Annotated in this window: 29 protein-coding genes and 3 pseudogenes; 13 read left to right on the top strand and 19 right to left on the bottom strand. The window is 61.1% G+C overall.

What is annotated here, in order from left to right; translation table 11 throughout:
* Position 1 precedes the first annotated feature (1 nt).
* From AACV02_RS12965 to AACV02_RS12955, 3 genes are read right to left on the bottom strand one after another with little or no spacing between them, the layout of a single operon-like run.
* The gene (locus tag AACV02_RS12965) at positions 2–610 is read right to left on the bottom strand and encodes an XAC2610-related protein (RefSeq protein WP_119740069.1); all 609 of its coding nucleotides are present in this window, start codon (positions 608–610) and stop codon (positions 2–4) included.
* Between the two features lie 16 nt (positions 611–626).
* A complete protein-coding gene (locus AACV02_RS12960; RefSeq protein ID WP_119740067.1) occupies positions 627–1,148 on the bottom strand; it encodes a GNAT family N-acetyltransferase in 522 nt (173 codons plus the stop codon).
* A 30-nt stretch (positions 1,149–1,178) separates the two neighbouring features.
* Positions 1,179–2,564 carry an XAC2610-related protein gene (locus AACV02_RS12955; protein WP_119740065.1) on the bottom strand — a complete coding sequence of 462 codons (1,386 nt, stop codon included), beginning with the start codon at positions 2,562–2,564 and terminating at the stop codon, positions 1,179–1,181.
* Positions 2,565–2,690: 126 nt separating this feature from the next.
* On the opposite strand from AACV02_RS12955, the gene AACV02_RS12950 reads away from it, so the two are divergent.
* Positions 2,691–3,251 (top strand): cysteine hydrolase family protein, encoded by a 561-nt coding sequence (locus AACV02_RS12950; RefSeq protein WP_119740063.1) that lies wholly within the window; start codon positions 2,691–2,693, stop codon positions 3,249–3,251.
* On the opposite strand, the gene AACV02_RS12945 is transcribed toward AACV02_RS12950, so the two are convergent.
* Positions 3,248–3,703, bottom strand: a complete 456-nt coding sequence (locus tag AACV02_RS12945; RefSeq protein ID WP_106579020.1) for an NUDIX hydrolase — start codon at positions 3,701–3,703, stop codon at positions 3,248–3,250. The genes AACV02_RS12950 and AACV02_RS12945 overlap by 4 nt on opposite strands.
* A 5-nt stretch (positions 3,704–3,708) precedes the next feature.
* Entirely contained in the window at positions 3,709–4,353 is a 645-nt protein-coding gene (locus AACV02_RS12940) for a TetR/AcrR family transcriptional regulator (protein ID WP_106579019.1), read from the bottom strand.
* Between the two features lie 72 nt (positions 4,354–4,425).
* Here AACV02_RS12940 and AACV02_RS12935 point away from each other — a divergent pair, with 72 nt between their 5' ends.
* Positions 4,426–5,292, top strand: a complete 867-nt coding sequence (locus AACV02_RS12935; RefSeq protein WP_119740820.1) for an aldo/keto reductase family oxidoreductase — start codon at positions 4,426–4,428, stop codon at positions 5,290–5,292.
* A gap of 8 nt (positions 5,293–5,300) precedes the next feature.
* Here the strand turns inward: AACV02_RS12935 and AACV02_RS12930 are convergent, their stop codons facing one another.
* Together AACV02_RS12930 and AACV02_RS12925 are read right to left on the bottom strand one after the other, a co-directional pair.
* Positions 5,301–5,747, bottom strand: coding sequence for a bleomycin resistance protein (locus tag AACV02_RS12930; RefSeq protein WP_119740818.1), 447 nt, complete (start codon positions 5,745–5,747; stop codon positions 5,301–5,303).
* Complete coding sequence (locus tag AACV02_RS12925) at positions 5,747–6,193, bottom strand: HIT family protein (protein ID WP_119740061.1); 447 nt, start codon at positions 6,191–6,193, stop codon at positions 5,747–5,749. The genes AACV02_RS12930 and AACV02_RS12925 overlap by 1 nt, the downstream gene beginning before the upstream one ends.
* A 173-nt stretch (positions 6,194–6,366) precedes the next feature.
* Here AACV02_RS12925 and AACV02_RS12920 point away from each other — a divergent pair, with 173 nt between their 5' ends.
* The gene (locus tag AACV02_RS12920) at positions 6,367–7,011 is read left to right on the top strand and encodes an aspartate/glutamate racemase family protein (RefSeq protein WP_119740059.1); all 645 of its coding nucleotides are present in this window, start codon (positions 6,367–6,369) and stop codon (positions 7,009–7,011) included.
* A 10-nt stretch (positions 7,012–7,021) separates the two neighbouring features.
* Here the strand turns inward: AACV02_RS12920 and AACV02_RS12915 are convergent, their stop codons facing one another.
* The gene (locus AACV02_RS12915) at positions 7,022–8,524 is read right to left on the bottom strand and encodes an FAD-dependent oxidoreductase (protein ID WP_119740057.1); all 1,503 of its coding nucleotides are present in this window, start codon (positions 8,522–8,524) and stop codon (positions 7,022–7,024) included.
* Between the two features lie 49 nt (positions 8,525–8,573).
* On the opposite strand from AACV02_RS12915, the gene AACV02_RS12910 reads away from it, so the two are divergent.
* Positions 8,574–9,071, top strand: a complete 498-nt coding sequence (locus AACV02_RS12910; RefSeq protein WP_237266734.1) for a MarR family winged helix-turn-helix transcriptional regulator — start codon at positions 8,574–8,576, stop codon at positions 9,069–9,071.
* A 17-nt stretch (positions 9,072–9,088) separates the two neighbouring features.
* On the opposite strand, the gene AACV02_RS12905 is transcribed toward AACV02_RS12910, so the two are convergent.
* The gene (locus AACV02_RS12905; RefSeq protein ID WP_119740054.1) at positions 9,089–9,775 is read right to left on the bottom strand and encodes an SDR family NAD(P)-dependent oxidoreductase; all 687 of its coding nucleotides are present in this window, start codon (positions 9,773–9,775) and stop codon (positions 9,089–9,091) included.
* 197 nt (positions 9,776–9,972) lie between these two features.
* On the opposite strand from AACV02_RS12905, the pseudogene AACV02_RS12900 reads away from it, so the two are divergent.
* A pseudogene (locus AACV02_RS12900) lies at positions 9,973–10,170 on the top strand (methyl-accepting chemotaxis protein); the annotation flags it as partial.
* Here AACV02_RS12900 and AACV02_RS12895 read toward each other — a convergent pair.
* From AACV02_RS12895 to uvsE, 5 genes are all read right to left on the bottom strand, one after another.
* On the bottom strand, positions 10,167–10,967 hold the full coding sequence (locus AACV02_RS12895) for an alpha/beta fold hydrolase (RefSeq protein WP_119740052.1): 801 nt from the start codon (positions 10,965–10,967) through the stop codon (positions 10,167–10,169). The pseudogene AACV02_RS12900 and the gene AACV02_RS12895 overlap by 4 nt on opposite strands.
* Positions 10,968–11,047: 80 nt before the next feature.
* Positions 11,048–11,950, bottom strand: a complete 903-nt coding sequence (locus tag AACV02_RS12890; RefSeq protein WP_119740050.1) for a LysR family transcriptional regulator — start codon at positions 11,948–11,950, stop codon at positions 11,048–11,050.
* 44 nt (positions 11,951–11,994) lie between these two features.
* Positions 11,995–12,765: a nucleotidyltransferase domain-containing protein gene (locus tag AACV02_RS12885; RefSeq protein ID WP_119740048.1), complete on the bottom strand. Its 771-nt coding sequence runs from the start codon at positions 12,763–12,765 to the stop codon at positions 11,995–11,997.
* A complete protein-coding gene (locus AACV02_RS12880) occupies positions 12,762–13,241 on the bottom strand; it encodes an AAA family ATPase (protein WP_119740046.1) in 480 nt (159 codons plus the stop codon). The genes AACV02_RS12885 and AACV02_RS12880 overlap by 4 nt, the downstream gene beginning before the upstream one ends.
* Positions 13,242–13,282: 41 nt before the next feature.
* The gene (gene uvsE, locus AACV02_RS12875; protein ID WP_119740044.1) at positions 13,283–14,311 is read right to left on the bottom strand and encodes a UV DNA damage repair endonuclease UvsE; all 1,029 of its coding nucleotides are present in this window, start codon (positions 14,309–14,311) and stop codon (positions 13,283–13,285) included.
* Between the two features lie 253 nt (positions 14,312–14,564).
* Between uvsE and AACV02_RS12870 the strand changes: the two genes are divergently transcribed.
* The 3 genes from AACV02_RS12870 to AACV02_RS12860 all read left to right on the top strand — a co-directional run bounded on the left by AACV02_RS12870 (position 14,565) and on the right by AACV02_RS12860 (position 16,691).
* On the top strand, positions 14,565–14,888 hold the full coding sequence (locus AACV02_RS12870; RefSeq protein ID WP_119740042.1) for a hypothetical protein: 324 nt from the start codon (positions 14,565–14,567) through the stop codon (positions 14,886–14,888).
* An 88-nt stretch (positions 14,889–14,976) separates the two neighbouring features.
* Positions 14,977–15,402, top strand: coding sequence for a DUF2231 domain-containing protein (locus AACV02_RS12865; RefSeq protein WP_119740040.1), 426 nt, complete (start codon positions 14,977–14,979; stop codon positions 15,400–15,402).
* Positions 15,399–16,691, top strand: a complete 1,293-nt coding sequence (locus tag AACV02_RS12860; protein WP_119740038.1) for a PQQ-dependent sugar dehydrogenase — start codon at positions 15,399–15,401, stop codon at positions 16,689–16,691. The genes AACV02_RS12865 and AACV02_RS12860 overlap by 4 nt, the downstream gene beginning before the upstream one ends.
* Before the next feature lie 30 nt (positions 16,692–16,721).
* Here the strand turns inward: AACV02_RS12860 and AACV02_RS30950 are convergent.
* Positions 16,722–17,018, bottom strand: a pseudogene (locus tag AACV02_RS30950) (LysR family transcriptional regulator); the annotation flags it as partial.
* 156 nt (positions 17,019–17,174) lie between these two features.
* Between AACV02_RS30950 and AACV02_RS12855 the strand changes: the two are divergent.
* On the top strand, positions 17,175–18,092 hold the full coding sequence (locus tag AACV02_RS12855) for a bifunctional helix-turn-helix transcriptional regulator/GNAT family N-acetyltransferase (RefSeq protein WP_119740036.1): 918 nt from the start codon (positions 17,175–17,177) through the stop codon (positions 18,090–18,092).
* A gap of 39 nt (positions 18,093–18,131) precedes the next feature.
* On the opposite strand, the gene AACV02_RS12850 is transcribed toward AACV02_RS12855, so the two are convergent.
* Both AACV02_RS12850 and AACV02_RS12845 read right to left on the bottom strand, forming a co-directional pair.
* Positions 18,132–19,535 carry an MFS transporter gene (locus AACV02_RS12850; protein ID WP_119740034.1) on the bottom strand — a complete coding sequence of 468 codons (1,404 nt, stop codon included), beginning with the start codon at positions 19,533–19,535 and terminating at the stop codon, positions 18,132–18,134.
* Between the two features lie 143 nt (positions 19,536–19,678).
* Entirely contained in the window at positions 19,679–20,209 is a 531-nt protein-coding gene (locus AACV02_RS12845; protein ID WP_119740031.1) for a GNAT family N-acetyltransferase, read from the bottom strand.
* 153 nt (positions 20,210–20,362) lie between these two features.
* Between AACV02_RS12845 and proP the strand changes: the two genes are divergently transcribed.
* Together proP and AACV02_RS12835 are read left to right on the top strand one after the other, a co-directional pair.
* Positions 20,363–21,865, top strand: a complete 1,503-nt coding sequence (proP, locus tag AACV02_RS12840; protein WP_106579001.1) for a glycine betaine/L-proline transporter ProP — start codon at positions 20,363–20,365, stop codon at positions 21,863–21,865.
* Between the two features lie 51 nt (positions 21,866–21,916).
* Positions 21,917–22,423 carry a GAF domain-containing protein gene (locus AACV02_RS12835; protein WP_119740029.1) on the top strand — a complete coding sequence of 169 codons (507 nt, stop codon included), beginning with the start codon at positions 21,917–21,919 and terminating at the stop codon, positions 22,421–22,423.
* On the opposite strand, the pseudogene AACV02_RS12830 reads toward AACV02_RS12835, so the two are convergent.
* Positions 22,398–22,519, bottom strand: a pseudogene (locus AACV02_RS12830) (AraC family transcriptional regulator); the annotation flags it as partial. The gene AACV02_RS12835 and the pseudogene AACV02_RS12830 overlap by 26 nt on opposite strands.
* Before the next feature lie 127 nt (positions 22,520–22,646).
* Complete coding sequence (locus AACV02_RS12825; protein WP_106578999.1) at positions 22,647–23,468, bottom strand: AraC family transcriptional regulator; 822 nt, start codon at positions 23,466–23,468, stop codon at positions 22,647–22,649.
* A 97-nt stretch (positions 23,469–23,565) separates the two neighbouring features.
* Between AACV02_RS12825 and AACV02_RS12820 the strand changes: the two genes are divergently transcribed.
* On the top strand, positions 23,566–24,777 hold the full coding sequence (locus tag AACV02_RS12820) for an MFS transporter (protein ID WP_119740027.1): 1,212 nt from the start codon (positions 23,566–23,568) through the stop codon (positions 24,775–24,777).
* A gap of 111 nt (positions 24,778–24,888) precedes the next feature.
* The gene (locus AACV02_RS12815) at positions 24,889–26,055 is read left to right on the top strand and encodes a GGDEF domain-containing protein (protein ID WP_119740025.1); all 1,167 of its coding nucleotides are present in this window, start codon (positions 24,889–24,891) and stop codon (positions 26,053–26,055) included.
* Positions 26,056–26,112 lie beyond the last annotated feature (57 nt).

Genomic DNA, 26,112 nt, shown 5'->3' with positions numbered 1-26,112 from the left:
CTCAGGGTTGAGCGGGTTGCTTGCGGGACATGCCGGTGAAGAACGTGGCATTGTCCGGCGCCGAGTTGTGCTCGATCACCGCGAAATTTTTCACCAGTTGAATGTGGTACGGGCCGTTTGAAGGGGGTGCCAACGGCTCACGCACGATGATCAGGTTCTCGGTTTCCATTGGCCCCGTGTAGCCGCGCGGCATGCTGGAGTTTTCGCCGAACTCGGTGGGCGGGACTTCTTCCTGGGTGTAGGCGCTCAGCCGTACCCGCTCGCCGTTACGCATTTTCCAGCGGGTAGAACGGGTCCAGCAACAATCGCGGTCCACTTGGGAGAGCAAAATGCCCTCTGAGGGACTGAGCGAGAACATGCCGCTGCTGGTCTCCCAGGCCAGCTTGGTCAAGGGCGCGTTGATTACCCAACGCTGGGTTTGCGGGTCTTGCAGGTAAACATCGAACATCGGTTTGTAGCGCTGGATGGGATCGTTGCCATTGCGAATCGCCAGGTCCTGGCGACCGTCCTGGTCGAAGTCGGCGAAATACAGCAGGCTGAACGGCCCAAGCAGCCCATTGTCGGTCTTGCCATGTTGGTCCACCGGCACATTGGCGGCCGGCGAGTGCAACTGGTGGGGGGCCGTTTCAGGCGCCCTTACTGGGCGATACCCACCACGTCATTGCACACCGGCTACCGGCTTCAAAGCCGTGGGCGTACTCGTCGGCCAGGATATCTGCCAGGCGCTTGTCCCCTTGCTGCTGGAAACCCAGGCGGCTGTAAAACGGCGCGTTCCACGGCACATGCTTGAACGTCGTCAGTGTCACCGCACGCAGTGGATAGGAACGCGCACAGTCCATCGCCGTTTCCACCAGTTTGCGCCCCCATCCCTGGCCTTGTATGGATTGCGCGACGGACACCTCATGAATATGCAAAGCATCGCCCTGGCGTTCTGCGCTGAGGAAACCCTGTGGCTGGGCGTCAGCATCGACGACCACCCAACAGGTCGATAGTCCGATCAGTTGGCGATGGCGTTCAACGCTCACCGTGGGGGTGTCTGCCAGCCAGCTCAAGCCATCGATATGACGGAATACGTGAGCGGCGCTCAGCTCAACGCTAGGCAATAGCGGCGCGTCATCGGCAAGCGCCAGGCGAATGTGTACAGGCATGAGTTCTCACGTCCTAGGCTGGCAGGTGAATCAGGGCTGTTTGCGGTACATGCCCGTGAAGTAGTCCGGGCTGTCCGGCGCCGAGTTATGTTCGATCACCGCGAAGTTTTTCACCAGTTGGATGTGGTACGGGCCAACGCGCTGCGACGCCAGCGGCTCGCGCACGATGATCAGGTTCTCGGTTTCCATCGGCACCGTATAGCGCGCCGTCGCGATCGCCTTCGCGCTCGCGGTGTCTTTCAGGGTGAGGGTGATTTCCGCCAGTTCCCTGCCCTGGGCATCGCGCTCGGGCAGGATTTTCAGGTCGAGGTCGCCGTCGCGGTCCAGGAAGTCACTGCGCATCTGGTAGTGGCCGCTGCGCTGGTCACGCGCGACTTCGTCGAGTTTGGTGTAGTCCGGTTCCTGGTACTCATCGTGCAATTGGATCGCCAATTCGCGGTCGTCGCCCCTGGCGCCGCTGACCCAGGTGCCGCCATAGTCTGTGGAGATCCGCCAGATGCCGGTTTGATGGCCGTCGTCGGTGTATTCATGCAGGTTGAGAAAAGGCTCACCGTCATAGTCTGCTCTCGAACCAATCAATTTGATCGGCGCACCGCTGCCACTCTTGGTGTATCGCAACTCACCAATCACCACCGCGCCCTGGTCCTGGTACCAGATTTCGACCGGGATCTTGCCGTTGAGCGTGCCGACCAACCGGCGTGCATCTTCGTTGACGGGGCCTTCCAGCCTCGGGGTTTCCAGCCATTGGCCGGCCTTCCATTCGCCGGTGGTACGCAGCATATAGCCGCGGGGCATGCTGGAGTTCTGGCCAAATTCGGTGGGCGGGACCTCTTCCTGTGTATACGAACTCAGCTGCACCAACTGACCGTCGCGCATTTGCCACTGCGCCGAGCGCGTCCAGCAGCAACCACGATCTGTTTGCGAATGGATAACGCCGTCCTGCGCGTTGACCGAAAACATCCCGCCGGAGGTTGCGTTAGCCAACCCGGTCAGCGGCTCATTCAGCACCCATTGGGTTTTCTGCGGGTCTTGCAGGTACACATCGTAGTTGTACTGGAAACCTTCATCGGCGCCGTTGCCATTGCGGATCGCCAGGTCCTGGCGGCCATCAGCGTTGATGTCGGCGAAGTACAGCAAGCCGTACTGCCCAACCAAATGATCCGGGTCGGTTTTGCCGTTGCGCAGCGGTACGTTACCGGCCGGGGTCTGCAACTGCTGGAGGACTTCGAGGGTGTTTTTGTCGCGCACGGCAATCAGTGCCGGTGCCGGTTGATCCAGCGCTTCGGGCACTTCGGGGAATAGCACTTCGACCAGGTAGTTACCGCTGGGGTCGTTGACCGAGAACGAGCGTGGTTCGGCCATGACCGGCACCGCGAGGGTCATGGAAAGGATCACACCGCAACGTAGCGCGCGCATCCAGAGCATCCTTGCTGAAATGGGGGGCCGCAGTGTAAAGGCAAACAGCGACGGGTTCGAACAAATCCCTGTTGGCGTGCCTGCAATCGCTGGTATGTTCGCTCCAGATCAGCAAAAGGATGTGCCATGGAACCGTTAGCGACAAACGCAGCATTGGTAATCATCGACATGCAACAGGGCATGAACCATCCCAAGCTTGGGCGCCGCAACAATCCAGAGGCTGAGTTGCACATGCAGCAGCTTCTGGGCGCCTGGCGGCAGTCGCAACGCCCGGTCGTGCATGTCCGGCATATGTCGCGCACGCCTGGCTCGGTGTTTTGGCCAGGCCAGCCGGGCTGTGAATTCCAGGAAGCGCTGGCGCCGCTCACGCATGAGCAGGTGCTGGAGAAAAACGTGCCGGATGCGTTCGCGGTCACCGGCCTGGAGCGCTGGCTGCAGATACGCGCGATCAGGCAGTTGGTGATCGTCGGCGTGATCACCAACAACTCCGTCGAGTCTACGGCGCGGTCCGCCGGCAACCTGGGTTTTGACGTGATCGTGGCGGCAGACGCTTGCTATACGTTTGATCAAACCGACCTGTCGGGGCGGCTCTGGCCTGCCGAGGATGTGCATGCGCTGTCGCTGAGTAACCTGGCGATGGACTACGCCCGGGTCATGGACACACTCGATATCCTTGCCGCGGCTTAAGCGGCAAAAATGCCCGCGTTGACCAGCATTTCAATCAGTCCCTGGGGCCATACCGTGTCCTCGGTCGATCGCAACGCCTGAGCGGACCACCAGCGATGGTCCGCCATCACCTGCGTCTCTTGCGGCGTCCACTCTGCCCTGGAAAGCGCCTCGCTCGCGACGTGAACGATAAAGTAGTGCTCAATCGCCAATACCGTTTCACCGCTGGGCAGCATCAATTCGAAGCTGCTTTGTGCCACTGGCGCTTCAACAGTGCTGAGCACAATGCCCGTCTCTTCGCGCAGTTCGCGCAGAGCTGCCGCGTGGAAGGTTTCGCCCTCCTCGACGCCGCCGCCGGGCGTGGCCCAGTAATCCCTACCGGCCAGGGCGCCGTCTTTATGCACAAACCTGAACAGCAGCACTTCATCCGCCGGGTTTATAACCAACAATCGTGACGCCTTTCGCTCGCGCATTCGCTTTATTCCTTGCTTGAAATCGGGTGCTGATGGGCTTGCAGATAGGCCCGTAACAGCAGTGTGGTCTGCTGCTCAAGTCCTGCTTCGAACGCGGGCGATGCATTGCCTTCGAGCAGGGTCCGTACCGGGCCGACGATAGCGCTCAGGGAAATCCCGGCGGTCAGGATCGGGTCTTCAAAATGCGCATCCGGCGCCGTCTCCAGCATGGCGGCGATCACCGCCACCATGCGCGTGTTGATGCGCGCGACCAATTCGGCACCGCCCCGCTCGCCCGCAATGGCATACAACGCCTTGGAAACGCCCTGGTCGCGCAACTTGGCGGTGACCAACGCGCTGACCAGGCCGCACGCCATTTCCGCCACCGGCCTGCCTTGGTGCCGGTCGCACGCCAACTCAACCGCTTCGGCCACCCACTCGAGGTGTTTTTGCAGTACGGCGGCAAGCAGCGCGTCGCGGTTGGGGTAGTACTGGTAGAGACTGCCCACCGACATGCCGGCGCGCTCAGCCACTCGGGTGGTGGTGCAGCGGATCAAGCCCTGCTGGGTCAAAACCTGAAGCGTTGCGGTGTGCAGTGCCTCGACGGTGGCGACTGAGCGCGCCTGAACCGCTGATTTTCTTGGCTTTAAGGTGGCTTTGACGGTGCTCATGGAATGCGAATTCCAAAATCTGAAGGATCCTTCATATTAGAGCCTTACTCAGATGAAGCAAGGGTGATGGCTATGACGGGCTTGGCAAACAGCGGCACTTTCGAATTGGGCGACCGCCAGGTAAACCGCATCGGTTACGGCGCGATGCAATTGGCAGGCCCCGGCGTATTCGGCCCGCCCAAGGATCGAGCGGCCGCGCTGGCCGTACTGCGCGAGGCCGTCGAAGCCGGCGTGAACCACATCGACACCAGCGACTTCTACGGGCCGCATATCACCAATCAGCTGATTCGCGAGGCGCTGCACCCTTACCGCGACGACCTCACCCTCGTCACCAAGATCGGTGCCCGGCGTGACAGCGAGGGTGGCTGGCATGCCGCGCCTTCGAGGGAAGCGCTGATACAGGCCGTGCATGACAACCTGCGCAACCTGGGCCTGGATGTACTGGACGTGGTCAATTTCCGCGCTTCCCACAACCTGATGGGCCCCGGCGAAGGCTCGAACGAAGCGTCATTGACTGCGCTGGCAGAACTGCAACAGCAAGGCCTGGTGCGCCATATCGGCATCAGCAACGTGACGCCGACGCAGGTGGCCGAGGCGCGCAACATCGTCAAGTTCGTGTGCGTGCAGAACCTGTACAACATCGCGCATCAGCACGATAACGCCCTGATCGACGAGCTGGCACAGCAAGGCATTGCCTACGTGCCGTTCTTCCCGCTGGGCGGTTTCACACCGGTGCAGTCATCGACACTGACGCGTGTTGCACAGCGGCTGGGCGTGACGCCCAAGCAGCTGGCGCTGGCGTGGCTGCTGCCTCGCTCACCGAACATTTTGCTGATTCCCGGCACCTCGTCGGTGGCGCACTTGCATGAAAACCTGGCAGTGGGCGAACTGGTATTGACCGATGAGACTGTCGCTGAGCTGAATGCCATCGCGCACTGAACCACCCGCTATGTGGGCACCCCGTCATCGAGCCGGCGTGCCCTTTCGCCAAGTCTTTCGACCAGCCTGACCAAATAACCGTCCGGGTCCTGCACGAGAAACTCACGCTGCCCGACCTCGACCTCACCGGCCCTGTACCAGACATCCTTGCAGGGTTTGAACACGGGATACGCCACAGCATCGAGCCGCTCAATGACCGGACCAACCGCCGCCACATCAATCTGCAGATTCATGCCGCGCCCCAGCGGCAGGTCCAATGCCGCCGTTTGCCACTGATTGGCGCGCGGGTCGATTTGCTCGAGCATCACCTGCGCGCCGTTGAGGTCAAGGTAGGCAAAGCCTTCTTCCAAACGCTGGTAAGCCACCGTGAAGCCAACCCATGACACCCAGAATTCGAGGCTGGCATTCAGGTCAGTGACCATCAATTCCGGGACCAGCTTATTTCTTTGCATCATCATCCTGCATCCAGTGTGGAGGTCAGCAATTGCGCGAGCTTCTTGCGCAGGTCACCGTGCTGCTCTTCAGCGTAAGGCGGTGCCGTTTTCCAGTCGTAGAACCATGCGGGCATCGTGCGATTGTCGTCCGGCTCCGTGGCGTAGCGAGGGAAAATATGGCTGTGCAACTGCGGTTCCGAGTTTCCCAGAATCTCGTAATTAATGCGCAACGCACCGGTGGCGGCCAACAGGGCATCGCCGATGCGCGCCATGTCGAGCAGGTAGGCAGCGCGGGCGTTGGCGTCCAGGTCATTGAGGCTGGCGACTACGGGATCGGGCAGCAGCAGGCAGTAACCGGGCAAAAACTGTACGTCGCCCATGACCGCCCAACCCGAGGCCATGCGGCAGATAACCTTGTCGTTGGCACCCTTGCGGGCCAGTTCTACGCGGTGTGAAATCAGCGGCATGCATTGTCCTTAATGACGCAGGCAAGAAAGTGACAGGCTATGTGAATCGGGCGCATCCATGCAAACATAGGCCGGGCTGACGCTGTTAGCCCAGCAACCGAACGGGTGCACGCCCTGCCGACTGACGAGTGACTCCGATAAACATTGCAGCGCAGCCAACGTGGAATAGCCCGATGCAAATGACCTGTCTGCATACCGCTTCCAGCAATATCAAGGTCTTCGATGCCGCCGCAGACAAGCTGGGGATCGCGCCCAATGTTCTGCATCATGAAGTGCGCGCAGACCTGCTCGCCGCCGCCGAACAGGCCGGTGGCCTGACCGTGGACATTGCCAACGCAACCGCCTCGGCACTGCGCCTGCTCGCGCTTGAGGCCGACGCCGTGGTGCTCACCTGCTCGACCTTGGGCCCGGTGGTCGACGGGCTTTCACCAAGCACAGCCATTTTACGTACTGACCAGGCACTGGCCTTCGCGGCGGTTCAGGCAGGCGGCAACATCGCCGTCCTGTGCGCCGTGGAAACGACACTGGAACCCACCGCTCGCCTGTTCCGGCAGGCCGCGCAACTCACCCGCGCGTCGGTGGATGTGCAATGGGTGCCAGGCGCGTGGGCGCTGTTTAAGGCAGGCGATCTGGACGGCTACCTGGCCGTCATCGCGGACGCGGCCAATCGCGCCTATACGAACGGCGCGTCCACCGTTGCACTGGCCCAAGCCTCCATGAGTGGCGCCGCCGCGCGGGTCACCGCAGGGCCGCCGCCCCTCACCAGCCCGACGGCAGGCCTGAGTGCCGCCCTGCAAATCCTCCTCAAGGGTCGATGACGGGTGGCAGTTAGCAGGCCTTTTCCAGCAGCACCGGCGATAGCCCGACCTGCAACAAGTAAGCCTCCAGCGATTGGAGGCTGCCCGACGAAACAATCGCACCGACATAGCCATCGGGACGCACCAGCACCCACTCGCCAGGCGCCAGTTCGTAAGCGTCTTGAAACTGCCCTTGCTCATCGATTACCTCACCGTGTGCACCGATGAGGTGGATATGCAGCCCGGCCCGAGGCGACACCAAACCGGGTGCAACGCCGTATCCCAACAGCGTCCAATGCGCGCCCTTGAACAGATCAAACAGGCGCAGTGATTGCCCGCCGGCGCCACGCAGTCGCGCATCCGGCGCACGGTTGCCGACGCGTTCGGCGTGCCCCAGCGCGAGTGACGATTGCGGGTAACCGAGGTCGAGTTGATGCACGTCCCTGCCCCGGCGCATGTCGCCGCGTTGCATGCCCTGGAGCAACTGGGTCGACAAGCCCAGCACCGAAGCGGCTATCGGGCGCCGCTCTTGTTCGTAAGTGTAGAGCAGCGTTTCAGGTGCACCGTTGGCCACCGCCGCCAGTTTCCAGCCCAGGTTGTAGGCATCCTGCACGCTGGTGTTGAGCCCTTGGCCACCGGTGGGTGGATGAATGTGCGCAGCGTCGCCGACCAAAAATACCTGGCCGACGCGGTAGTGATCGGCCAAGCGGGCATTCATGCTGTAGGCCGACGCCCAGGACACGGCGTGCACCTGGATGTCATCGCGCCCGGTGCGTTTTGCGATGAATGCTGTCAGCCCTTGGGCGCTGAGGTCGACCTGAGCCTCGAGCGCAATTGGCGCCTGAATCTGGAACAGCTCGGTGCCGGCCAGAGGGCACACGGCGACCTGCCGCAGCAGGTCGCCTTCGCCGAAGCGGTGCCAGCAGTCCCGCGTAAGCCCTGACAACTGCACATCGGCGACCAGCGCACGCACGCCCAGCGTCTTACCCGCAAACCCGATTTCAAGGGCGTGACGCACAAAACTGCGGCCGCCGTCGGCGCCCACCAACCAGCGCGCGCGCACTGATTGCGTGCTTGCCGCGCTGGCCAGTTGTACGCTGACGCCCTCGTCATCCTGTTCGAATGCCACCAGCTCGCAGCCAAACTCCGGCCGATGACCGAGCTCGAGCAAGCGTTCGCGCATCACGCGTTCGGTCAGAAATTGCGGCACCATCAACGGTTGTTGATACGGCTCGGCCGCCGTCGAGGCGTTGCGCTCGATGGAATCGGCCTCGGTGTAGCTGCCATCGTCGCGGTAGCGCCGCTCAGTCGGATAGACTCCACCCACGGCGCACAGGCGATCCAGAATCCCGAGGTCTTCGAAAATTTCCTGTGACCGCGGCTGGATGCCCTTGCCACGCGAGCCGTGAAAAGGCTCGGCATTTTTTTCGACCAGGCGGAACGTGATACCCCGTCGCGCCAAGTCGATCGCCAGGGTCAGACCGGCCGCGCCGGCACCGCAAATCACTACATCGACAGCGCATCGCTCGTTCATACGGATCACCTATATGTGCAATACGCACATATTAAGAAGGAGAGACACAGTGTCAACAAAAAGCGTGCAAAACGCACATATGAGCGCACAACTGCGTGACTTGCACGGCTCGCTCGTGGAGATCGTTGGGGTGATGAACCGCCCGCAGCGTGACGAAGCCATGGTGCGCGAGGCCGGGATTTCCCTGGACCGCGCGTTGTTTCCGCTGCTGGTGCTGGTTGAGCGGCTGGGCCCGATTGGCGTGGTCGAACTGGCCGACCGCGTGGGCCGCGACTACACCACCGTGAGCCGCCAAGTGGCGAAACTGGAAAGCCTTGGCCTGATCCTGCGCCAGGAAAGTGCCGTGGACCGGCGTGTACGCGAGTCAGTCATCACCGAAAAGGGCAAGGCGATGACCGACCGCGTGGATGACGCCCGCGAGCGCATGGGTGTGTCGATCTTCTCGACCTGGGAGGAAGGCGATTTCGAAAACCTGGTACGCCTGATGCGCAAATTCGCCGAGGACATCAAGGACGATTCGATACGGGCAACCAAAGGTCTACGCTGACAACCCTCGGGCAAGGTTCACCAGGGTAAGGTCACGCCGTGCCGATCCGTGAACGTCAGGCCGGGCACACCGGCGTGCCCTTCCACGGTGTCCACCACCAGAGGGATGCTTTCGCCGATCTCGAGCAGCGCACCGGGGCCGCCCATTTGCGTGCGCACCCAGCCGGGCGCGACCAGCAGATAGGCCAGGGAGTCGCCCTGATGGCGGCTATAAAAGGTCTTCATCAACATGTTCAAGGCGGCCTTGCTGGCGCTGTACAACTCCCATTGGCCGCGGTTGCCTGCAACGCTGCCGAGTTCCGATGACATCACTGCCACGACGCCGTTGCGCTCGACATTGCCATGGAACAGCTCGACCGCGCGCATCGGGCTCAACGCATTGGTAAGCAGCATGTCGACAAAGTCCTGTTCGTCGACCTGCAGCGTGTTCAACTCATTGGCTTTGCAGATGCCCGCATTGATAAACAGCGTGTTCAGGCGATAGGCCGCCAACCGGCCCTGCAGCGCACGCACCGACGCCAGGTCGGCGATGTCGACGTGCTCAAGGGTCAATTGCTTGGGGTAACAAATCTTCAGGTTCTCCAACGGCGCGCAATCGCTGCGGTACGTAGCAATGACGTGGTGACCGCGTGCGCAATATTCTTCGGCGAGGGCCAGGCCGAGCCCACGTGAAGCGCCGAGGATCAAACAGGTTTTGTGGCTCATGACAACGTTCCTTCACACTTGGCTGACAGGCCGGCAGTGAAGCATCGCGCTTGGCGCGCCTTCAATATCCCGACCGTCATGGGGAAAGTGCTGCCACGTCATCAATCGAATGGGCGTGTTTTTGCCGCTCGCATCCCCAGAACAAAAACTATTTTTTTTGTACACAAAATACTGCTAAAGATTTACCACCTCCGAGCCGAAACAAGCACCTGCAGATTTCCGCCGCCGCCGAGGAGCAACACAGCGTCGCCGAAGAGATCAACCGGCACATCCAGCAGATCTATGACGAGGCGCGACTGGTCGAAAGCCTGGCCCATTCAGCCCAGGACGATTCGGGGCGATTGGCAGGTTTGTCGGATGAGCTGAACGCCTTGGTGGGACGCTTCAAGTCCTAAAGCGTGCGACTTTGGAAGTCTGCAATCTGCTGCCACATCGCCGCCGGATTGGAATACATCGGAAAGTGCCCGCACTGGGCAATCGGCGCCAGGCGCACGCCATTGGCCTGGATGTGCGGCAAGTAGGACAGCGTGGCGTTCTGCTCGCCGTACATGAACATCGTCGGGCACGGCAGCCCGAGGAACTTGCCCATCAGGTCGGCGTGGTCAGACAGCTCGACCATCGACGCGAAGATCCCGCGCACTGCGCCGGCTCGGACTTTATGGCGCAGGCTCGCCGAATACAGCGCGCTGGCATACGCCGGTGCCTGGCGCGTGCGGTGGATGAAAGCGCTGAAAAACGCGTCGGGGTCATCGGCCGGGAAATCGACGATTTGCCGGCTGAGGAAACAATCCTCGGGGGCGATATTGCCTTCGATATCGGTGAAGCTCAGTACCCGCTCCGGAAAACGATGCGCAAGCAGCAATGCGGTCAAACCGCCCATCGAGTGGCCCACCAGATGGAAGCGCTCGACATCAAAATGGTTGAGCACCTGCAAAGCCGTCTCCAGCAGGAAGGGAATGCAAATCTTCGACAGATCGGCGCACTCGCTTTCACCGCAACCGGGCGCGTCAAAAGCGACAACGGCATGCTCGTCGAACGCTGGGTGCAGGACGATATCGGCGTAGTCTTCCTTGGTCGAACCAAACCCATGCAAAAACACAATGGGCGCGCGCGTGCCACTGCGATACAGCGCAGCGATGTTCAACGCAACGCCGTCTACCGTCAGCGGCACAGCGGTGTGGACAAACGACATGGTGGGCACTCCTTGAACAGACAGGCGGCGCATTTCAAGGCTTTCCCGGCCTTATGTAAATGACGGATAACAGAACAGACTCATACGCCAATCGTATGAGCCTGCAAGTGCGCGATCACCTGCGTGACCAATGGGTTGGGCCGTTCGCTATTCCACGCCACCGCCGTCGTCACCACGTTGAGCTTTTGTGTCAACGCGCGCAGCACCACATTGGCCGGTGCAAGTTTCTTCAGGGATGCCGGCACCAGGGCGATGCCCTGACCACAGCTGACGAACGCGATTTGCGATGCCACGGAACGCACCTCATGCAGCACGCGCGGCGAAAACCCGCTGGCGCGACACGTGGCGATCAGGTTGTCGAAATACACCGGGCTGACCCTGCGCGAGAACATCACCAGTGGTTCGCTGGCCAGGCTCGACAGACTGATGCGAGTGCGCGCTGCCAGCGGGTGGTCGCTGGGCAAGGCCACCATCAGGCGATCCTCGAGCAATGGCAGCGACTGGATCGCGGGGCCCAGGTCGCCATCGAGCCGCGCAAAGGCCAGGTCGATATCCCCCGCCTCCAGAGCGGGCACGGCCTCGACACTGTCAATCTCGCGCACCGACACGGTGAGGTGCGGGTAGTGCTGTTTGAGTTGGTTGATCAACCCCGGCAACACATCAAACATCGCCGTGGAAATCGCGCCGATGGTGAGCAGGCCCGACTGCCCGGCCACCGCCTCCTCGACCGCCAGCTCCAGGCGTTCCAACTGCTCGGCGAACTTGCGCACCGCCGGCAGGATCGCCGCGCCTACCGGCGTGAGTTTGGCGCCGCGCCGCGAGCGTTCGAACAAGGTGACCTTGAGCGCCTGTTCCAGCACCTGGATCTGCTCGCTCAACGGCGGTTGCGACATGCCCAGGCGCTTGGCGGCTCGGCCGAAATTCTGTTCTTCAGCAACGGCGAGGAACAGCCAGAGGTGGCGAATCAGGCGAAAGTTGATCATAGGCTCGGCGTATGCAAAGTGAGGTTGAGCGCCAATATACCTATCTAAACCTGCTCTGAAACCATCCAGCTGACAAAGGCCTGCAGGCGCGCGGAAAACGCCGCGCATTCGGCACTCGGGTTGCGCGCTTCAAACAGGAAGTAGGCGATCTGGACACGCATCGACGGGTAATGCTGCACGAACAACGCCACGTGCTCTTCAAGGGTTTGCGGCCAGCCCGACGCATCTGCCGCGCGCAAAATGTGCGTCGACCGAATCAACATGCGCGCTGCTTCGCGTTGCAGGCGAAGTCGCTCGGGTGGCGAGCTGGCGTGTTCAATGCGTGTGAGGTAAACGCCCAACACCGGCTCAAAGTCAGCATTGAGCGCCAAGGCGATGTCACGTGAGGGCCGAAACGGCTCAAAGCGCCGCGACAGATCATCGCCCCACACGCAACGGCAATGGTGCTTGAGCCAGAAGCCCCAGCGGGCGCGGTTCTCGGGCGCCAGCACCTCGGCGCGGTGGCCGATGTCGAAGTCGATCTTGCTCACCACCTCGTGGCGTTGCTCCAGGGCCTGGCGCAGCTGTTCCAGCGCCTCAAGCACGTGCGCATCCGGCGGATCAGTCAGCACCAGCGTCACATCAAGGTCGGACTCGCCTGGGCTGGCATCGCCCCTCGCGACACTGCCGTAGAGGTAAAGGCTGTGCAAACCCAGCCCTGCGCCTGCCAGCGACTCGCGCACATCGGCCAGCAGCGGTTGGAATTGAGCTTGAATGGGCGCATCGGCCATGATCAGCACACAACCATTGGCATCGACACCTTGAGGCGCGCTCATGGGCGATGCACCTCAATCACCAGGCCTTCCGACTCGCTGGGCACACAGAAATGGCGCGTGATCAGGTCGAACTCGGCATCCGTGGCGGCAAAATCATGCTCACCCTGAGCATTGCGCGCATGCAAGCGAGCGCGGCAGGTGGCGTCATCCAGTTCCAGGTAATGCAGGCGGTGCGGCGCTTGAGCCGCGTGTGCCAGGCCCAGCAACCATTCACGGTTGGCCAGCGTGTTCGCCGGAAAATCGAGCACCACATTGATGCCTGATTGCAGCAGATTGATCACCAACGGCCCCACCACCGCGCGAACACGCTGGGCGCAGCGCAGGTAATCGGCAATCGACACAATCTCACCCGGATAGAGCTGCGCCAGCCACTGGTCTTCGCTGAGCACAAAGGCCGCGTGTTCGGCGGCCAGGGCTTGAGCCAGGGTGGATTTGCCGGAGGCAATCTTGCCGCACAACAGATGCAGGGTTGGCATGGAAAGGTTCCTTATGTCGGGCCACCCAGCATGCCATTTTTTCACGCCGAACGACGCTGCCAATACTCATAAAATGCCAGCGCCGCGACGTTCTTGTCTTTGGCTTCCAGCATGATGTCGAAGCGCTCGAGAAACTGCAGCGCGTAGTCATTGGTCCAGCGGTTCCACATTTGCGCGCTGTGGGCGTACAGATCGCGCTTGGCGACCACCTTCAGCAGCGCGCCCATTTCCAGCTTGTGCTCGGCGTCAAACCCCAGCGCTTGCAGGCTTTCCTGGGGCTGGGAGTAATGCATCGTCGGGCGTACGCCGCGCCAGCTCTCGATGACGCGGGCAACCCGCGGTGAATCGGGGTCGATGTATTCGTCTTCGTTGATCCAGCAGTGATGAATGTCCAGCACCACCGGTGCCAGGTCGGCGACTTGCAGACAGTGGTCCAGGCCGTAGGTTTTTTCGTCGTTTTCAAAGGTGATGCAGTTACGCGCCACCTCGGACAAGCGTGACCACACCGCGCGGGTGCCCTCAACGCCTAAACGGCCGGCGATATGGACGTTGCACTTGAGGTCCTGAAAGCGGCGGCCGTAGCCCATCATGCGGATCATGTCGGCGTGGTATTCGAACTCGGCCACGCTGTTTTCCACCACACCGGGGTTGTCCGAGCCCAGCACGCAATATTGCCCAGGGTGGAAGGACAACCGGATATCCGAGGCGCGAGCCAGGTCGCCGATGGCGGCGAACCCTTCGCTCAACTGACGAACAAGGGCCGGGTCCTTGTAGACATCCGCCACTTTCGGGTGGCTGTAGAACGGCAGCAGGTCGCTGCTCAAGCGCAGCATGCGCAGCGTCGCAGGCAGCTCGGCGACATACGCCAGCAGGCGCAATTGCGCCGCGAGGTTGTGGGTCACCACCTCGACCAATTTGCTCCGGGCGACCTGAGGTTCGACGCTCTCCATCCAGCGCAGGGTGGTGGTACGCGGGTTGTAGGGGCCTTCGATTAACTTGAGCGCACTGGCTGACGGCAGGCGTTCAGGGTGCTTGTACTGGCAGGCAAAGCCGATGCGAGGATGGGTCATGGTAAGGCCAGGTAATGAGTGATCGTGAGCACAACAGAATGTTAGGCGCGTGGCGCCGCCAGGGGTTCATTCAACCCGCGTCTTGCGTGAATCAAGTTGAATCCCGGTTTCGCCGGGCGGTCACCTATAAGGAACGATAACGCAATGGAGGTGATGATGAACCTTGCAATGACACTCTTCAGCCTGTTTGCCGGTTGGATGGCGATTGTGTTCTCCATGACGTGGGGCCTGTTGCGCGTCCTGCGCTGGCACCATGCTTAGCACCCCCGACGGGCGCTACTTTGTGGTCAAGGGCCAGCTGTGGCGCTGCACCAACCCCGCGCTGGATGAAGCCACGCGGCAGCGCTGGGTCAACGCGTTGATGGACGCGCGCCGCGCCGTCAAGTCGGCCAAGGCCAGCGGCGACGCCAGCCAATTGCGCGCGGCTCGCCAGCAGGTGCAGCAGGCCAAGGTCGCACTCGGTGAGCGTGGCCCGGTGTGGTGGCGCGATGGCAGCCCGGACTACAACCGTTACCAGGTGGCCAATACGCCGTATGCGGCGTGGTTTGAAAAACATCTCGACACGAAGCCCCACTGAACTTTCTTACAAATGCCAGGCTCCTTTCCTATGCGAAGTCACCGTGCCCTGATCCCAGGGTGCTGAACGATAAGGAGCCGCCACCGACATGACTACCCTCCCCGCCTATCCCACCGTCAGACCTGGCCCGCTGCACTCGATCCTGCTGGCAGGCAGCGTGCCGTTGTTTTTGGGTGCCTTGCTCAGTGACATTGCCTACGGCCAGACCTACCAGATCCAGTGGGCCAACTTTGCGTCCTGGCTGATCGCCGGCGCACTGGTGTTCAGTGGCTTTGCGCTGTTGTTTGCGCTGGTCAACCTGCTGCGCGCCGAACGCAAGGCCGGGCGCCCGGCGGCCTATTTCCTGCTGCTGTTGGCGACGTGGGTGCTGGGGCTGGTCAACGCCTTTCAGCACGCCAAGGACGCCTACGCGATGATGCCTGGCGGACTGATTCTGTCGGTGATTGTCACAGTGCTGGCCATCGCCGCAACGTGGATCGGCCTGACTAACCTGCGCTCGGGAGTTGCCCAATGAAACCATTCCACACCCTGAGCGTATTGAGCGCCGCCCTGTTGCTGACCGCCTGCGGTGGCGAAGGCGACAAGACCCAGGCCCGCGGCCCCGATCCGAAATTGCCCGAGCAACAAAGCAGCCTGCTGCCGAGCATGAAGATTGCCGAGCCAGCCCCCTGGGGCGAGCAGAAACCCAAAGTGCCCGAGGGCTACAGCGTTACCGCCATCGCCACCGACCTGGCTATCCCGCGCCAGACCCTGGTGCTGCCCAACGGCGACATCCTCGTCGCCGAAGGCCGTGGCGGCAGCGCGGCCAAGCTCAAGCCCAAGGACGTGATCGCCAGCGTGATCAAGGCCGAGGGCAACACCAAGGTCAAGGGCGGCAACCGCCTGACGCTGCTGCGCGACGCCGACGGTGACGGCACCTATGAACTGAAAACGGTATTCGCCGACAACCTCAACGCGCCTTATGGCCTGGCCTACGCCGACGGCAAACTCTACGTCGCCAATCAGGACGCGCTGGTGCGCTTTGACTACGCCGACGGCCAGACCAAAGCCAGTGGCCCGCCGACCACAATCACCGACCTGCCGGCGCAGATCAACCACCACTGGACCAAGTCCCTGGCGGTGAGTGAGGACGGGCGCCAGCTGTACGTGGGCATCGGCTCCAACAGCAACATCACCGAGCGCGGCATGGAAGTGGAAATCGACCGGGCGATGGTCTGGCAGATCGATGCCGCCACCGGCGCGCACAAACCCTACGCCACTGGCATTCGCAACCCGACCGCGCTCACGATTCAACCCGGCTCCGGGCAATTGTGGGCAGTGGCTAACGAGCGTGATGAACTCGGCCCGGACCTGGTGCCGGACTACCTGACGTCGGTGCGTGAAGGTGCCTTTTATGGCTGGCCCTACAGCTACTGGGGCCAGAACGTCGACCCGCGCGCGCAACCGCAGAACCCGGCGAAAGTCGCCGCTGCCATCAAGCCCGATTACAGCCTGGGCTCCCACGTTGCAGCGTTGGGTGTGGACTTTTCCATCCCAGCGATGGGTGAGAAATTCGCCGACGGCGCGTTTGTCGGCGAGCATGGCAGCTGGAACCGCGATAACCCGGTGGGCTACAAGGTGATCTTCGTGCCCTTCAGCAATGGCAAACCGGCGGGTGAACCGATTGATTTTGCTACCGGTTTTCGTGGCGATGACGGCAAGACACGTGGCCGTCCAGTGGGTGTGACGGTGGACCCGAAAGGTGCGCTGATCATCGCCGACGACTTGGCCAATACCATTTGGCGCGTAACGCGTAATCGCTAGCCCGTGTATGACAGGGGCGATTCGCCCCTGTCAGTCCTCACCATGCAATTGCATTTCAAGCCAGGCCAGCAGCGCCGCAACTTCGCTGCGCGGGCCTGCGCCTTGTTGCCTGTAGACCGAAATCGTCTCGGGTAGCTGCACACTCTCCGCGCACGGTCTTACCAGCGCCCCACTTTCAATCAAACGGCTGGCGGTGCGACGCCTGCCCGTGGCGACACCGTGCCCTTCTACAGCAGCCTGTAACGTCAACGGCCACTACCTGGCCGAATGCCTGCAACCACTCGTCCCATTCCATCAAATGCGGTGGCGCGTGCTGTAGTGCAAAAACCTTTGACCGTGCGATTCGGACGGTGGGCTATCTATTGAAAGCAGTACAAATCGATCGTCGGCGTTGCTGTTCGCTGCCGTCAGACGTTAAAAGCTGTTGACTTGATTGCTTTAGGCAACCATATAATTGCTTAAGGCAACCAATCGAGCACTGTCATGACCACGACCCTTGTCGAACGCGCCGCGATCATTCGCGGTTTCAACCGTTTTTACACTCATCAGATCGGCGTGCTGCAGGAACACTTGCTGCAAAGCGATTTCTCGCTGACCGAAATCCGTGTGATGTACGAACTCTCCTCCCGTGGCGACCTGACCAGCGCCGACCTGTGCCAGATGCTCGGCCTTGATGCGGGCTACCTGAGCCGGCTGATCAGCGGGTTCGAAAAGAAAGGGCTGATCCAGAAAGTCCGCTCCGTCACCGATGCGCGTGCGGTGCAACTGCACCTCAGCGACCTCGGTCGATCAGTGCTGGCGCCGCTGGAAAACCAGACCCAACAGGAAGTCATCGCCTTGCTCCAGGCCTTGCCCGAGCAGCAACAGCAGCAACTCACGGCGTCGATGCAGCGTATCCAGACACTGTTGCAAGGCGGCACGCCTAGTTACCTGCTGCGCGACCCGCAGCCCGGCGATATGGGCCTGGTGGTGCAACAGCAATCGGCGTTGTATGCGCGTGAGTACCACTGGAATTGGGAGTTTGAAGCGTTGGTATCGGAGATTGTCGCCAAGTATTTGCGCGAGTTCGACCCGAGCGCCGAGCGTTGCTGGATCGCAGAGAAGGACGGTGAAGTGGTGGGTTCAATCTTCGTGGTGCGCCATGACGAAACCACCGCCAAGCTGCGCATGCTCTACGTGGACGCCAGTGCACGGGGCATGGGCATCGGTCAGCGACTGGTGGAGGAATGCCTGCGTTTTGCGCGCAATGCCGGTTACAAAAGCATGCTGTTGTGGACGGTCGACGCGCTGACCGATGCACGCAAGCTGTATCAGAAAGCCGGCTTCCGCCTGGTAGACGAAGAAGCGACGGTGAGCTTTGGCAAATCGTTGATCAGTGAAACCTGGGCCCGCGAGCTGTAAGGCGTTCCCGCGCTGTCGCCAGCGCGGGCGTTTGCGCGGTTAGAGGTCAGTGATTTCTTTATGGCGCGGCACCAGCGCCTTCATCACGCTCCACGCCACCAGGTAGGCCAGGGCACAGATCGCAAACATGATCATGTAGCCGGTGTGGATGTCGTTGATGGACTTGTAGTAGTCGAACACCCAGCCACCGATCTTGGTCATCACCACACCGCCCAAGCCCCCGGCCATGCCGCCGATGCCAACCACCGAGGCGACGGTTTTTTGCGGGAACATATCGGACACGGTAGTGAAGATGTTGCACGACCACGCTTGGTGCGCCGAGGCGCCCACACCGATCAGCAGCACCGGCACCCAGAAACTCAGGTAGCCAAAGGGCTGCGCCAGCAACACCACCAGCGGGAACAGCGCGATCACCAGCATGGCTTTCATGCGCCCGTCGTAGGGTGCATCGCCACGGGCCATGAAGTAGCTGGGGAACCAGCCGCCGCCGATACTGCCGACCATGGTCATGCTATACAGCACCGCCAGCGGCATCACGATGTCCGCGCCTTTCATGCCGTATTGCGCCGACAGGTAAGTGGGCAGCCAGAACAGGAAGAACCACCACACGCCGTCAGTCATGAACTTGCCGAAGGCAAAAGCCCAGGTCTGGCGGTAGGTCAGCAGTTTGAACCACGAAACTTTTTTCGCGGCAGCACCCGCAGGTTCTGGCGTGAACGGCTGCACTGTCTGGTCGCTACGAATGTAGGCCAGCTCTTCGGCCGACAGGCGTTTTTGCTGCTCCGGTTTTTCGTAAACCGCAGCCCACACCGCCACCCAGATGAAGCCCAGCATGCCGATGACCATAAAGGCCGCTTCCCAGCCCCATATGCCGGCAATCAAGGGCACGCAAATCGGCGCCAGGATCGCCCCCACGTTAGCCCCGGAATTGAAGATACCGGTGGCCAGCGAGCGTTCTTTTTTCGGGAAGTATTCGGCGGTGGCCTTGATCGCGATGGGGAAGTTGCCTGCCTCGCCAATCGCCAGCACGGCGCGTGACAGCATGAAACCGGCAATCGACACCGGGATCACCGCCAGGCCGATAGCGCCGCTGACCGCAGCGATGCCCTCACCCATCGGCACCGAAAACGCATGCATGATGGCGCCGGTGGACCAAATGCCAATCGCCACCACGTAGGCGGCCTTGGTGCCGATCTTGTCGACGAAGCGTCCGGCAAACAGCATGGAAATCGCGTAGACAAACTGGAACACCGCCGCGATGTTGGCGTAGTCCGTGTTGCTCCAGCCAAACTGCGTCGACAGCTGCGGCGCGAGAAGGCTGAGGACCTGGCGGTCGAGGTAGTTGACGGTCGTGGCAAAGAACAACATCGCGCAGATGGTCCAGCGATAGTTGCCGACGGCCGTGCCGACGCGATGGGCGTTGATGGGCTCATTCAAATTCATGGCATCACTTTTTATTTTTGTTAGGTAGGACATACGTAACGTCATATGTCGTCGTACAACTGTGACTTTTATATCGGGCCGCCTACCCGGTGTCAATCTCGAAGATTGCCTTTTAACGAGGGATTACGCAGATCTGAAAGTACTTAACTACGTGCAGTTGTAGGATGACAAATCCTGAATACCCGGCTGGGTGCTTTGCCGGGCACATCATCAAGCAGGCCGAAGGGCTGCATACCGAGCTTTTCCAGCACACGAATCGACGCGGCATGATCCGGCCGCACCAACCCGAATACCTGAGGCAAACCCAGCGTTTGAAACGCCATCGCCAGCGCATCGCGGCCAAGCTCGGTGGCATAGCCCTGCCCCCAGGCATCGACCGCAAAGCGATAGCCCAGGTTGTTGCGCCGCTCGGTCAGGTAATTGAGCGGCGCCACGCCGCCAAAGCCGATGAGGTGATCGGGCGCCTCGCGGCGGGCAATGGCCCACCAGCCATAGCCCTGGCTGGCCCATTGTTCGAGCCAGTGGCTGAGCAGGCGTTGCGCGTCGTCGAGGCTGGCCATTGGGCCACTCGGGTTAAACAGGTTTGTCTGCGGGTCGCCGAAGATCGCGAACAATCGGTGCACATCGCTGGGCTCTGGCTTGCGATAGATCAGGCGGGAGGCGGTGGCAGGCATTCTGATAATTCCCTGGTGAGGTCGTGAAGTTCAATTCATCTGCAAAAAAAGGTAAATAGCGGTGAATTATTTCATGTCCGCTTGTATCTGAACTGACAGAGCGGTGCCATCGCAACGATGGCACCTCCCCTGTTCTGTTTTAGAGTGGCCCGCATGAAATTACGTAAGAAAAGCGTCAAACCCATCGGATTGAAAGACATCACCATCGTCGACGATACCAAGGTGCGCAAGGCGATTACCGCCGCCGCCCTGGGTAACGCCATGGAGTGGTTCGACTTTGGTGTCTACGGTTTCGTCGCCTATGTGCTGGGCAAGGTGTTCTTCCCGGACGCCTCGCCGAGCGTGCAAATGATTGCCGCCTTGGCCACCTTCTCGGTGCCCTTCCTAATTCGCCCGCTGGGTGGCCTGTTCTTCGGTGCGCTGGGTGACAAATACGGACGGCAGAAAGTCCTCGCCGCAACCATCGTCATCATGTCCTTGAGCACCTTTGCCATCGGCCTGATTCCCGGGTATGCCTCGATTGGCATCTGGGCACCGATCCTGCTGTTGCTGTGCAAAATGGCCCAAGGGTTCTCGGTAGGCGGTGAGTACACCGGCGCCTCGATCTTCGTCGCCGAGTACGCACCGGACCGTAAACGCGGGTTCCTCGGCAGCTGGCTGGATTTTGGCTCGATTGCCGGTTTCGTGCTCGGCGCCGGTGTGGTGGTGCTGATTTCGACGATCCTCGGTGAAGCCGATTTCGAAGCGTGGGGCTGGCGCCTGCCGTTCTTCCTCGCCCTGCCTTTGGGCATTATCGGCTTGTACCTGCGTCACGCGCTGGAAGAAACCCCGGCCTTCCAACAGCACATGGACAAGCTTGAACAAGGCGACCGCCAAGGCCTGACCCACGGCCCCAAGGTGTCGTTCAAAGAGGTGGCTACCCAGCACTGGCGCAGCCTGCTGACCTGCATCGGTATCGTTGCCGCCACCAACGTGACGTACTACATGTTGCTCACCTATATGCCGAGCTACCTGTCGCATAACCTGCATTACAAAGAAAACAGCGGCGTGCTGATCATCATCGCGATCATGGTCGGCATGCTGTTCGTGCAGCCGTTCATCGGTTTTGTCAGCGACAAGATTGGCCGTAAACCCTTCATCATCGCCGGCAGCGTCGGGCTGCTGTTCCTGTCTATCCCGGCGTTTATGTTGATAACCAGCGGCAAAATCGGCCTGATTTTCGCCGGTCTGCTGATTCTGGCCGTGGTGCTGAACTTCTTTATCGGCGTGATGGCCTCCACGCTGCCGGCTATGTTCCCGACCCACATTCGCTATAGTGCGCTGGCCAGCGCGTTCAACGTCTCGGTACTGATCGCCGGCCTCACCCCCACCGCGGTGGCGTGGCTGGTGGAAAGCACCAACGACCTGTACATGCCCGCCTACTACCTGATGGTGTTTGCGGTGGTCGGGCTGATTACCGGCCTGACCATGAAGGAAACCGCGAACAAGCCGTTGCGCGGCGCGGCGCCGGCAGCGTCCGATATGGCAGAAGCCAAGGAAATATTGCAAGAGCACCATGACAATATCGAGCAGAAGATCGAAGACATCGACGCCGAAATTGCCGCTCTGGAAGCCAAGCGCCAGAACCTGGTGCAGCAGCATCCGCGAATCAACTGATACCTGACCGTGCGTGGCGGCCCCGCCGCCACGCCTTTGGAGTGCCCAAACATGGTTCCAAGCGTCACCGCAGCCCACTCGTTACTCAGCGCGGACGAACGCGCCGCCATCGCCGAAATCGAAGCCACCACCAGCATTCTGCAACTGGTAACCCGCCTGACCGGCATGCGCTTTGCCGGCATTGCCAAATTCACCGACCTTGAATGGGTGGTGTGCTCGGTCCATGACCCGCTGCACATGGGGATTCATGTCGACGACGTACTCGACCTGGAAACCACCCTGTGCAGTGAGTTCTGCGTCGACCCGCAGGCCCTGTTCGTTCCGCAGATCAGCCAGAATGGCCGCTTTGCCACCCGCCCGGTGGTCAAGCAGTACGCCATCGAAAGTTACGCCGGCGCGCCGATCTTTCTGCCCGATGGCCGCCTGTTCGGAGCGCTGTGTGCACTGGACTCGCGGGCGATGCTGTTTGACGACCCCAACCTGCCGGAAACCCTTAGCCTGTTTGCACGGCTGATTGGCTGTATTTTCTTCGCTAACCTGACAACGCCTGATCAGTAACCGCCGCCCTGCCCCGCAGTGCAGCAATATCGCGCTTTGGCCGCACGCCAAACAATCGGCTGTACTCACGAACTGTAAAGGGCTTTCATAGCCCACAGCGCAAGTAGGCTGGTGGATTTGGCTTTCCAATCGGCAATCGATTCGGGTGCCACCCTGGGTATCGCCAGCCTGTTGGCTTACCTGACCTCGCGGCGTGCTACAGCGACCTACGTGAGCCGCCGCGCTACCTGAAAAACTGACTCGGGGTTTTGCCAAACTGTTTCTTGAACATGCTGGTAAACGCGCTCGGGCTCTCATAGCCCAGCTCGATGGCCACATCGATGATCTTCTCCCCCACCGCGATGCGTTCCAGCGCCAGCAGCAACCGCGCCTGCTGGCGCCATTGGCCGAAGGTCAGGCCGGTTTCCTTGCGGAACAGGCGCTGGATGGTTTTCTGGTCCAGGTCCAGGCGATCACTCCAATCGGCGACTGTCGAGGCATCACCCGGTTCCTGCTGCAGCGCCTGGCAGATACGGTTGATGCGCAGGTCGGCCGGCTGGGGCAGTGACAACGGCAAGGCCGGCAGGATCGCGAGTTCGTCGAGGATCAAGTGCATGATTCTCGCCTCGCGCGAGTCCTCGGCATACGGCGGCTTCAAACTCACCGAGGCTTTGATCAGCTCACTCAGCAACGGCGACACACTGACGGTCTTGGGCTCGCTCGGCAGATTGGGGAAACGGTCCGGGCGCACAAAGACGCTGCGCATCTTCAACGTGCCCACGCAACGCAGCGAATGCACCTGCCCGCTGGGCATCCAGAACCCGCGATTGGGTGGCACCGTCCATTGGTTCAGCGCCGAATACACCACCATCACGCCTTCGACGGCGTACAACAGTTGATGCTTTTCGTGACTGTGGTCGGGGATCACCCAGTTTTCGGGGTAATCGGTCGCGGAACTGATGACAGCCCAGTCGCCCTCGTCGATCTCCCGCAGAAATACATCCAGTGGTTTGATGATTTCGCCCTTTTTGCGATGGTTGGCGCCCGAATTACGCGAGACAGGCATTTTCAGCGAATCTAGCATAAACGCCGCAACATTTAGAAACGGGCAGCGCGCTAAAGTACGCACTGCCCCTGTTCGCTGCCTTGTATGGAATGCCTGCATGTCGAGCCTGACCGCGCCACCCGCCACTGCAACCGCTACGCCGCAAATAAGCCCCTTGGTCATGCGTGTCCTGGGCGCCTGCGCCCTGGCGCACATGATCAACGACCTGATCCAGGCCGTGCTGCCGTCGATCTACCCGATGCTCAAGGCCAACTACGGGCTGAGCTTTACCCAGGTCGGCCTGATTACCCTTACCTTCCAGTTGACCGCGTCCTTGCTGCAACCCTGGATCGGCTACCACACCGACCGCTATCCCAAGCCCTGGCTGCTGCCTGCAGGCATGGTGTGCACGCTGATCGGCATCCTGCTGCTGGCGTTTGTCGGCACCTTCCCGTTGATCCTGTTGGCGGCGGCGCTGGTCGGGGTCGGGTCGTCGACCTTCCACCCGGAAACCTCACGCGTGGCACGCCTGGCCTCGGGCGGGCGCTATGGCCTGGCACAATCGACCTTCCAGGTCGGCGGCAACACCGGCAGCGCGTTCGGCCCGTTGCTGGCGGCGGCGATCATCATTCCCTACGGCCAAACCCATATCGCCTGGTTCGGGCTCTTCGCCGTGTTCGCGATCATGGTGCTGTATGGCTTGAGCCGCTGGTACCGCCACCACCTCAACCTGTTCAAGCTCAAGCAAGGCGGCAAGGCCACCCACGGTTTGTCCAAAGGCCGCGTGACATTTGCCCTGGTGGTACTGGCGTTGCTGGTGTTCTCCAAGTACTTCTACATGACCAGCCTGACCAGCTACTTCACCTTTTACCTGATCGAGAAATTCCACCTGTCGGTGGCCAGCTCGCAGATGTACCTGTTCCTGTTCCTCGGCGCGGTGGCTGTCGGCACCTTTGCCGGTGGCCCGATTGGCGACAAGATCGGCCGCAAGAAAGTCATCTGGTTCTCGATTCTCGGCGCCGCGCCCTTCACCCTGGCCCTGCCCTACGTCGACCTGTTCTGGACCGCCGTGCTCAGCGTGGTGATCGGCTTCATCATCGCTTCGGCCTTCTCGGCCATCGTAGTCTTCGCCCAGGAACTGGTGCCGGGCAATGTCGGGATGATCGCCGGGATCTTCTTCGGCCTGATGTTTGGCTTCAGCGGGATTGGTGCCGCGCTGCTGGGCTTGCTTGCCGACAACCACGGCATCGAGTACGTCTACAAAATCTGTTCGTTCCTGCCACTGGCGGGCATCCTGACGATCTTGCTGCCCTCGACCAAAGGCGTCTGACCGGCCGATCATCGGCTGGCCGTGTGCTATCACGCGGAATGCTCTGAAAAACCTGCGGGTGCGCTTACAATCCCGATTTTCAAGCGCACACCCAGGCAGACCCGGCACGACATGACGCTCGACCCTCCTACGATTCTGATATTGACCATCGCGCTGGCTGCCGCTGCTGCCCTGTATCTGGCGGTGGAATGGCGCAGTGTGCGCGAGCCTTCGCTGCTGTTCTGGGCGGCAGGTTTCGCGATCATCAGCGTCGGCTCCACCCTGGCCCTGCTGCGCAGCAAAGGCCTGTTGATGATCGGTATCTGGTTTGCCAACGGCTTGCTGGTGGCCGCGCACTGGCTGTTTTTGCTCGGCGTGGCACGTTTTACCCAGGTGCGCTTGTCGCGTGCGTGGCTGCTGATGCTGGTCGCCTGGCTCGGCGTGCTGCTGTTGCCCAGCGACCTGGCGTGGTCCAAGGCCATGCTGATGGTCAACTCATTGCTGGTCGCGTTGCCGACCTTGCGCGCCAGTTTCCTGCTGCGCCCCCATGGCAGATCCCTGAGCATCGGCGCGGTGCAACTGCGCTATGTATTGCTGCTTCACGGCGCCTTTTATATGGCCAAGGCGCTGTCGGTAATCATCCCCGGCACGCTGATCGATCTTGCCGCGTTCAAGGGCGAAATCATCCAGGTTTCCTTGGTGGAGGGCGCAATGGCGATCATGTTGATCGCGTTGTCGATGACCGGCTCCGAGCGCTACCGGCGTGAACAGCAGATCGCCCGGCTGGCGGCCCGTGACCCGCTGACGGCGCTGTACAACCGCCGCGCCCTGGATGTGCGTGCGCCGCAGCTGTTGGCCCAGGTATCGCCGCAACAGCCGGGCGCTTTGCTGTTGATCGACATCGACAACTTCAAACTGGTCAACGACCTCTACGGGCATATCGCCGGCGACCGTTTGCTGATTGCCCTGAGCGAGATGATCCGCACGGTGGTGCCCGAAGGCGCGCTGGCGGCCCGCTTGGGCGGAGATGAGTTTGTGATCCTGCTGACCAAGGCCTCGACCGCCCAGATCGTCGAACTGGGCAGCCGCTTGCGTGAGCAGTTCCAGCAGTTGGCCGCACACACCTTCACCACCCCGGTACCGGTAACCCTGAGCATCGGCGCCAACCTGTTCGACCAGCCACCGCCGAGCCTGACGGCGCTGATCGAACAAGGCGACACCACACTCTACGAAAGCAAACGCGGCGGGCGTGACAGCATTCGGCTGGTGGACCGAACGGGAACCGGTTCGTACGGTTAATGGCTTCCTGTGGCGAGCGGACGTGTTGTGGCGAGCAGGCTTGTTGTGGCGAGCGGG

Source organism: Pseudomonas sp. Larv2_ips (genome assembly GCF_963879675.1).
GTDB lineage: Bacteria > Pseudomonadota > Gammaproteobacteria > Pseudomonadales > Pseudomonadaceae > Aquipseudomonas.
This window is presented reverse-complemented; position numbering and strand designations above follow the sequence as displayed.

What these genes read in the sequence shown, in the direction of transcription:
- AACV02_RS12960 (WP_119740067.1), bottom strand. Translation starts at nt 1,148, where the DNA reads ATGCCTGTACACATTCGCCTGGCGCTTGCCGATGACGCGCCGCTATTG.
- AACV02_RS12915 (WP_119740057.1), bottom strand. Translation starts at nt 8,524, where the DNA reads ATGAACGAGCGATGCGCTGTCGATGTAGTGATTTGCGGTGCCGGCGCG.
- AACV02_RS12955 (WP_119740065.1), bottom strand. Translation starts at nt 2,564, where the DNA reads ATGCGCGCGCTACGTTGCGGTGTGATCCTTTCCATGACCCTCGCGGTG.
- AACV02_RS12950 (WP_119740063.1), top strand. Translation starts at nt 2,691, where the DNA reads ATGGAACCGTTAGCGACAAACGCAGCATTGGTAATCATCGACATGCAA.
- AACV02_RS12890 (WP_119740050.1), bottom strand. Translation starts at nt 11,950, where the DNA reads ATGATCAACTTTCGCCTGATTCGCCACCTCTGGCTGTTCCTCGCCGTT.
- AACV02_RS12945 (WP_106579020.1), bottom strand. Translation starts at nt 3,703, where the DNA reads ATGCGCGAGCGAAAGGCGTCACGATTGTTGGTTATAAACCCGGCGGAT.
- AACV02_RS12880 (WP_119740046.1), bottom strand. Translation starts at nt 13,241, where the DNA reads ATGCCAACCCTGCATCTGTTGTGCGGCAAGATTGCCTCCGGCAAATCC.
- AACV02_RS12865 (WP_119740040.1), top strand. Translation starts at nt 14,977, where the DNA reads ATGACTACCCTCCCCGCCTATCCCACCGTCAGACCTGGCCCGCTGCAC.
- AACV02_RS12870 (WP_119740042.1), top strand. Translation starts at nt 14,565, where the DNA reads ATGCTTAGCACCCCCGACGGGCGCTACTTTGTGGTCAAGGGCCAGCTG.
- uvsE (WP_119740044.1), bottom strand. Translation starts at nt 14,311, where the DNA reads ATGACCCATCCTCGCATCGGCTTTGCCTGCCAGTACAAGCACCCTGAA.
- AACV02_RS12815 (WP_119740025.1), top strand. Translation starts at nt 24,889, where the DNA reads ATGACGCTCGACCCTCCTACGATTCTGATATTGACCATCGCGCTGGCT.
- AACV02_RS12825 (WP_106578999.1), bottom strand. Translation starts at nt 23,468, where the DNA reads ATGCCTGTCTCGCGTAATTCGGGCGCCAACCATCGCAAAAAGGGCGAA.
- AACV02_RS12930 (WP_119740818.1), bottom strand. Translation starts at nt 5,747, where the DNA reads ATGATGCAAAGAAATAAGCTGGTCCCGGAATTGATGGTCACTGACCTG.
- AACV02_RS12935 (WP_119740820.1), top strand. Translation starts at nt 4,426, where the DNA reads ATGACGGGCTTGGCAAACAGCGGCACTTTCGAATTGGGCGACCGCCAG.
- proP (WP_106579001.1), top strand. Translation starts at nt 20,363, where the DNA reads ATGAAATTACGTAAGAAAAGCGTCAAACCCATCGGATTGAAAGACATC.
- AACV02_RS12885 (WP_119740048.1), bottom strand. Translation starts at nt 12,765, where the DNA reads ATGAGCGCGCCTCAAGGTGTCGATGCCAATGGTTGTGTGCTGATCATG.
- AACV02_RS12845 (WP_119740031.1), bottom strand. Translation starts at nt 20,209, where the DNA reads ATGCCTGCCACCGCCTCCCGCCTGATCTATCGCAAGCCAGAGCCCAGC.
- AACV02_RS12855 (WP_119740036.1), top strand. Translation starts at nt 17,175, where the DNA reads ATGACCACGACCCTTGTCGAACGCGCCGCGATCATTCGCGGTTTCAAC.
- AACV02_RS12850 (WP_119740034.1), bottom strand. Translation starts at nt 19,535, where the DNA reads ATGAATTTGAATGAGCCCATCAACGCCCATCGCGTCGGCACGGCCGTC.
- AACV02_RS12860 (WP_119740038.1), top strand. Translation starts at nt 15,399, where the DNA reads ATGAAACCATTCCACACCCTGAGCGTATTGAGCGCCGCCCTGTTGCTG.
- AACV02_RS12835 (WP_119740029.1), top strand. Translation starts at nt 21,917, where the DNA reads ATGGTTCCAAGCGTCACCGCAGCCCACTCGTTACTCAGCGCGGACGAA.
- AACV02_RS12920 (WP_119740059.1), top strand. Translation starts at nt 6,367, where the DNA reads ATGCAAATGACCTGTCTGCATACCGCTTCCAGCAATATCAAGGTCTTC.
- AACV02_RS12820 (WP_119740027.1), top strand. Translation starts at nt 23,566, where the DNA reads ATGTCGAGCCTGACCGCGCCACCCGCCACTGCAACCGCTACGCCGCAA.
- AACV02_RS12905 (WP_119740054.1), bottom strand. Translation starts at nt 9,775, where the DNA reads ATGAGCCACAAAACCTGTTTGATCCTCGGCGCTTCACGTGGGCTCGGC.
- AACV02_RS12895 (WP_119740052.1), bottom strand. Translation starts at nt 10,967, where the DNA reads ATGTCGTTTGTCCACACCGCTGTGCCGCTGACGGTAGACGGCGTTGCG.
- AACV02_RS12940 (WP_106579019.1), bottom strand. Translation starts at nt 4,353, where the DNA reads ATGAGCACCGTCAAAGCCACCTTAAAGCCAAGAAAATCAGCGGTTCAG.
- AACV02_RS12925 (WP_119740061.1), bottom strand. Translation starts at nt 6,193, where the DNA reads ATGCCGCTGATTTCACACCGCGTAGAACTGGCCCGCAAGGGTGCCAAC.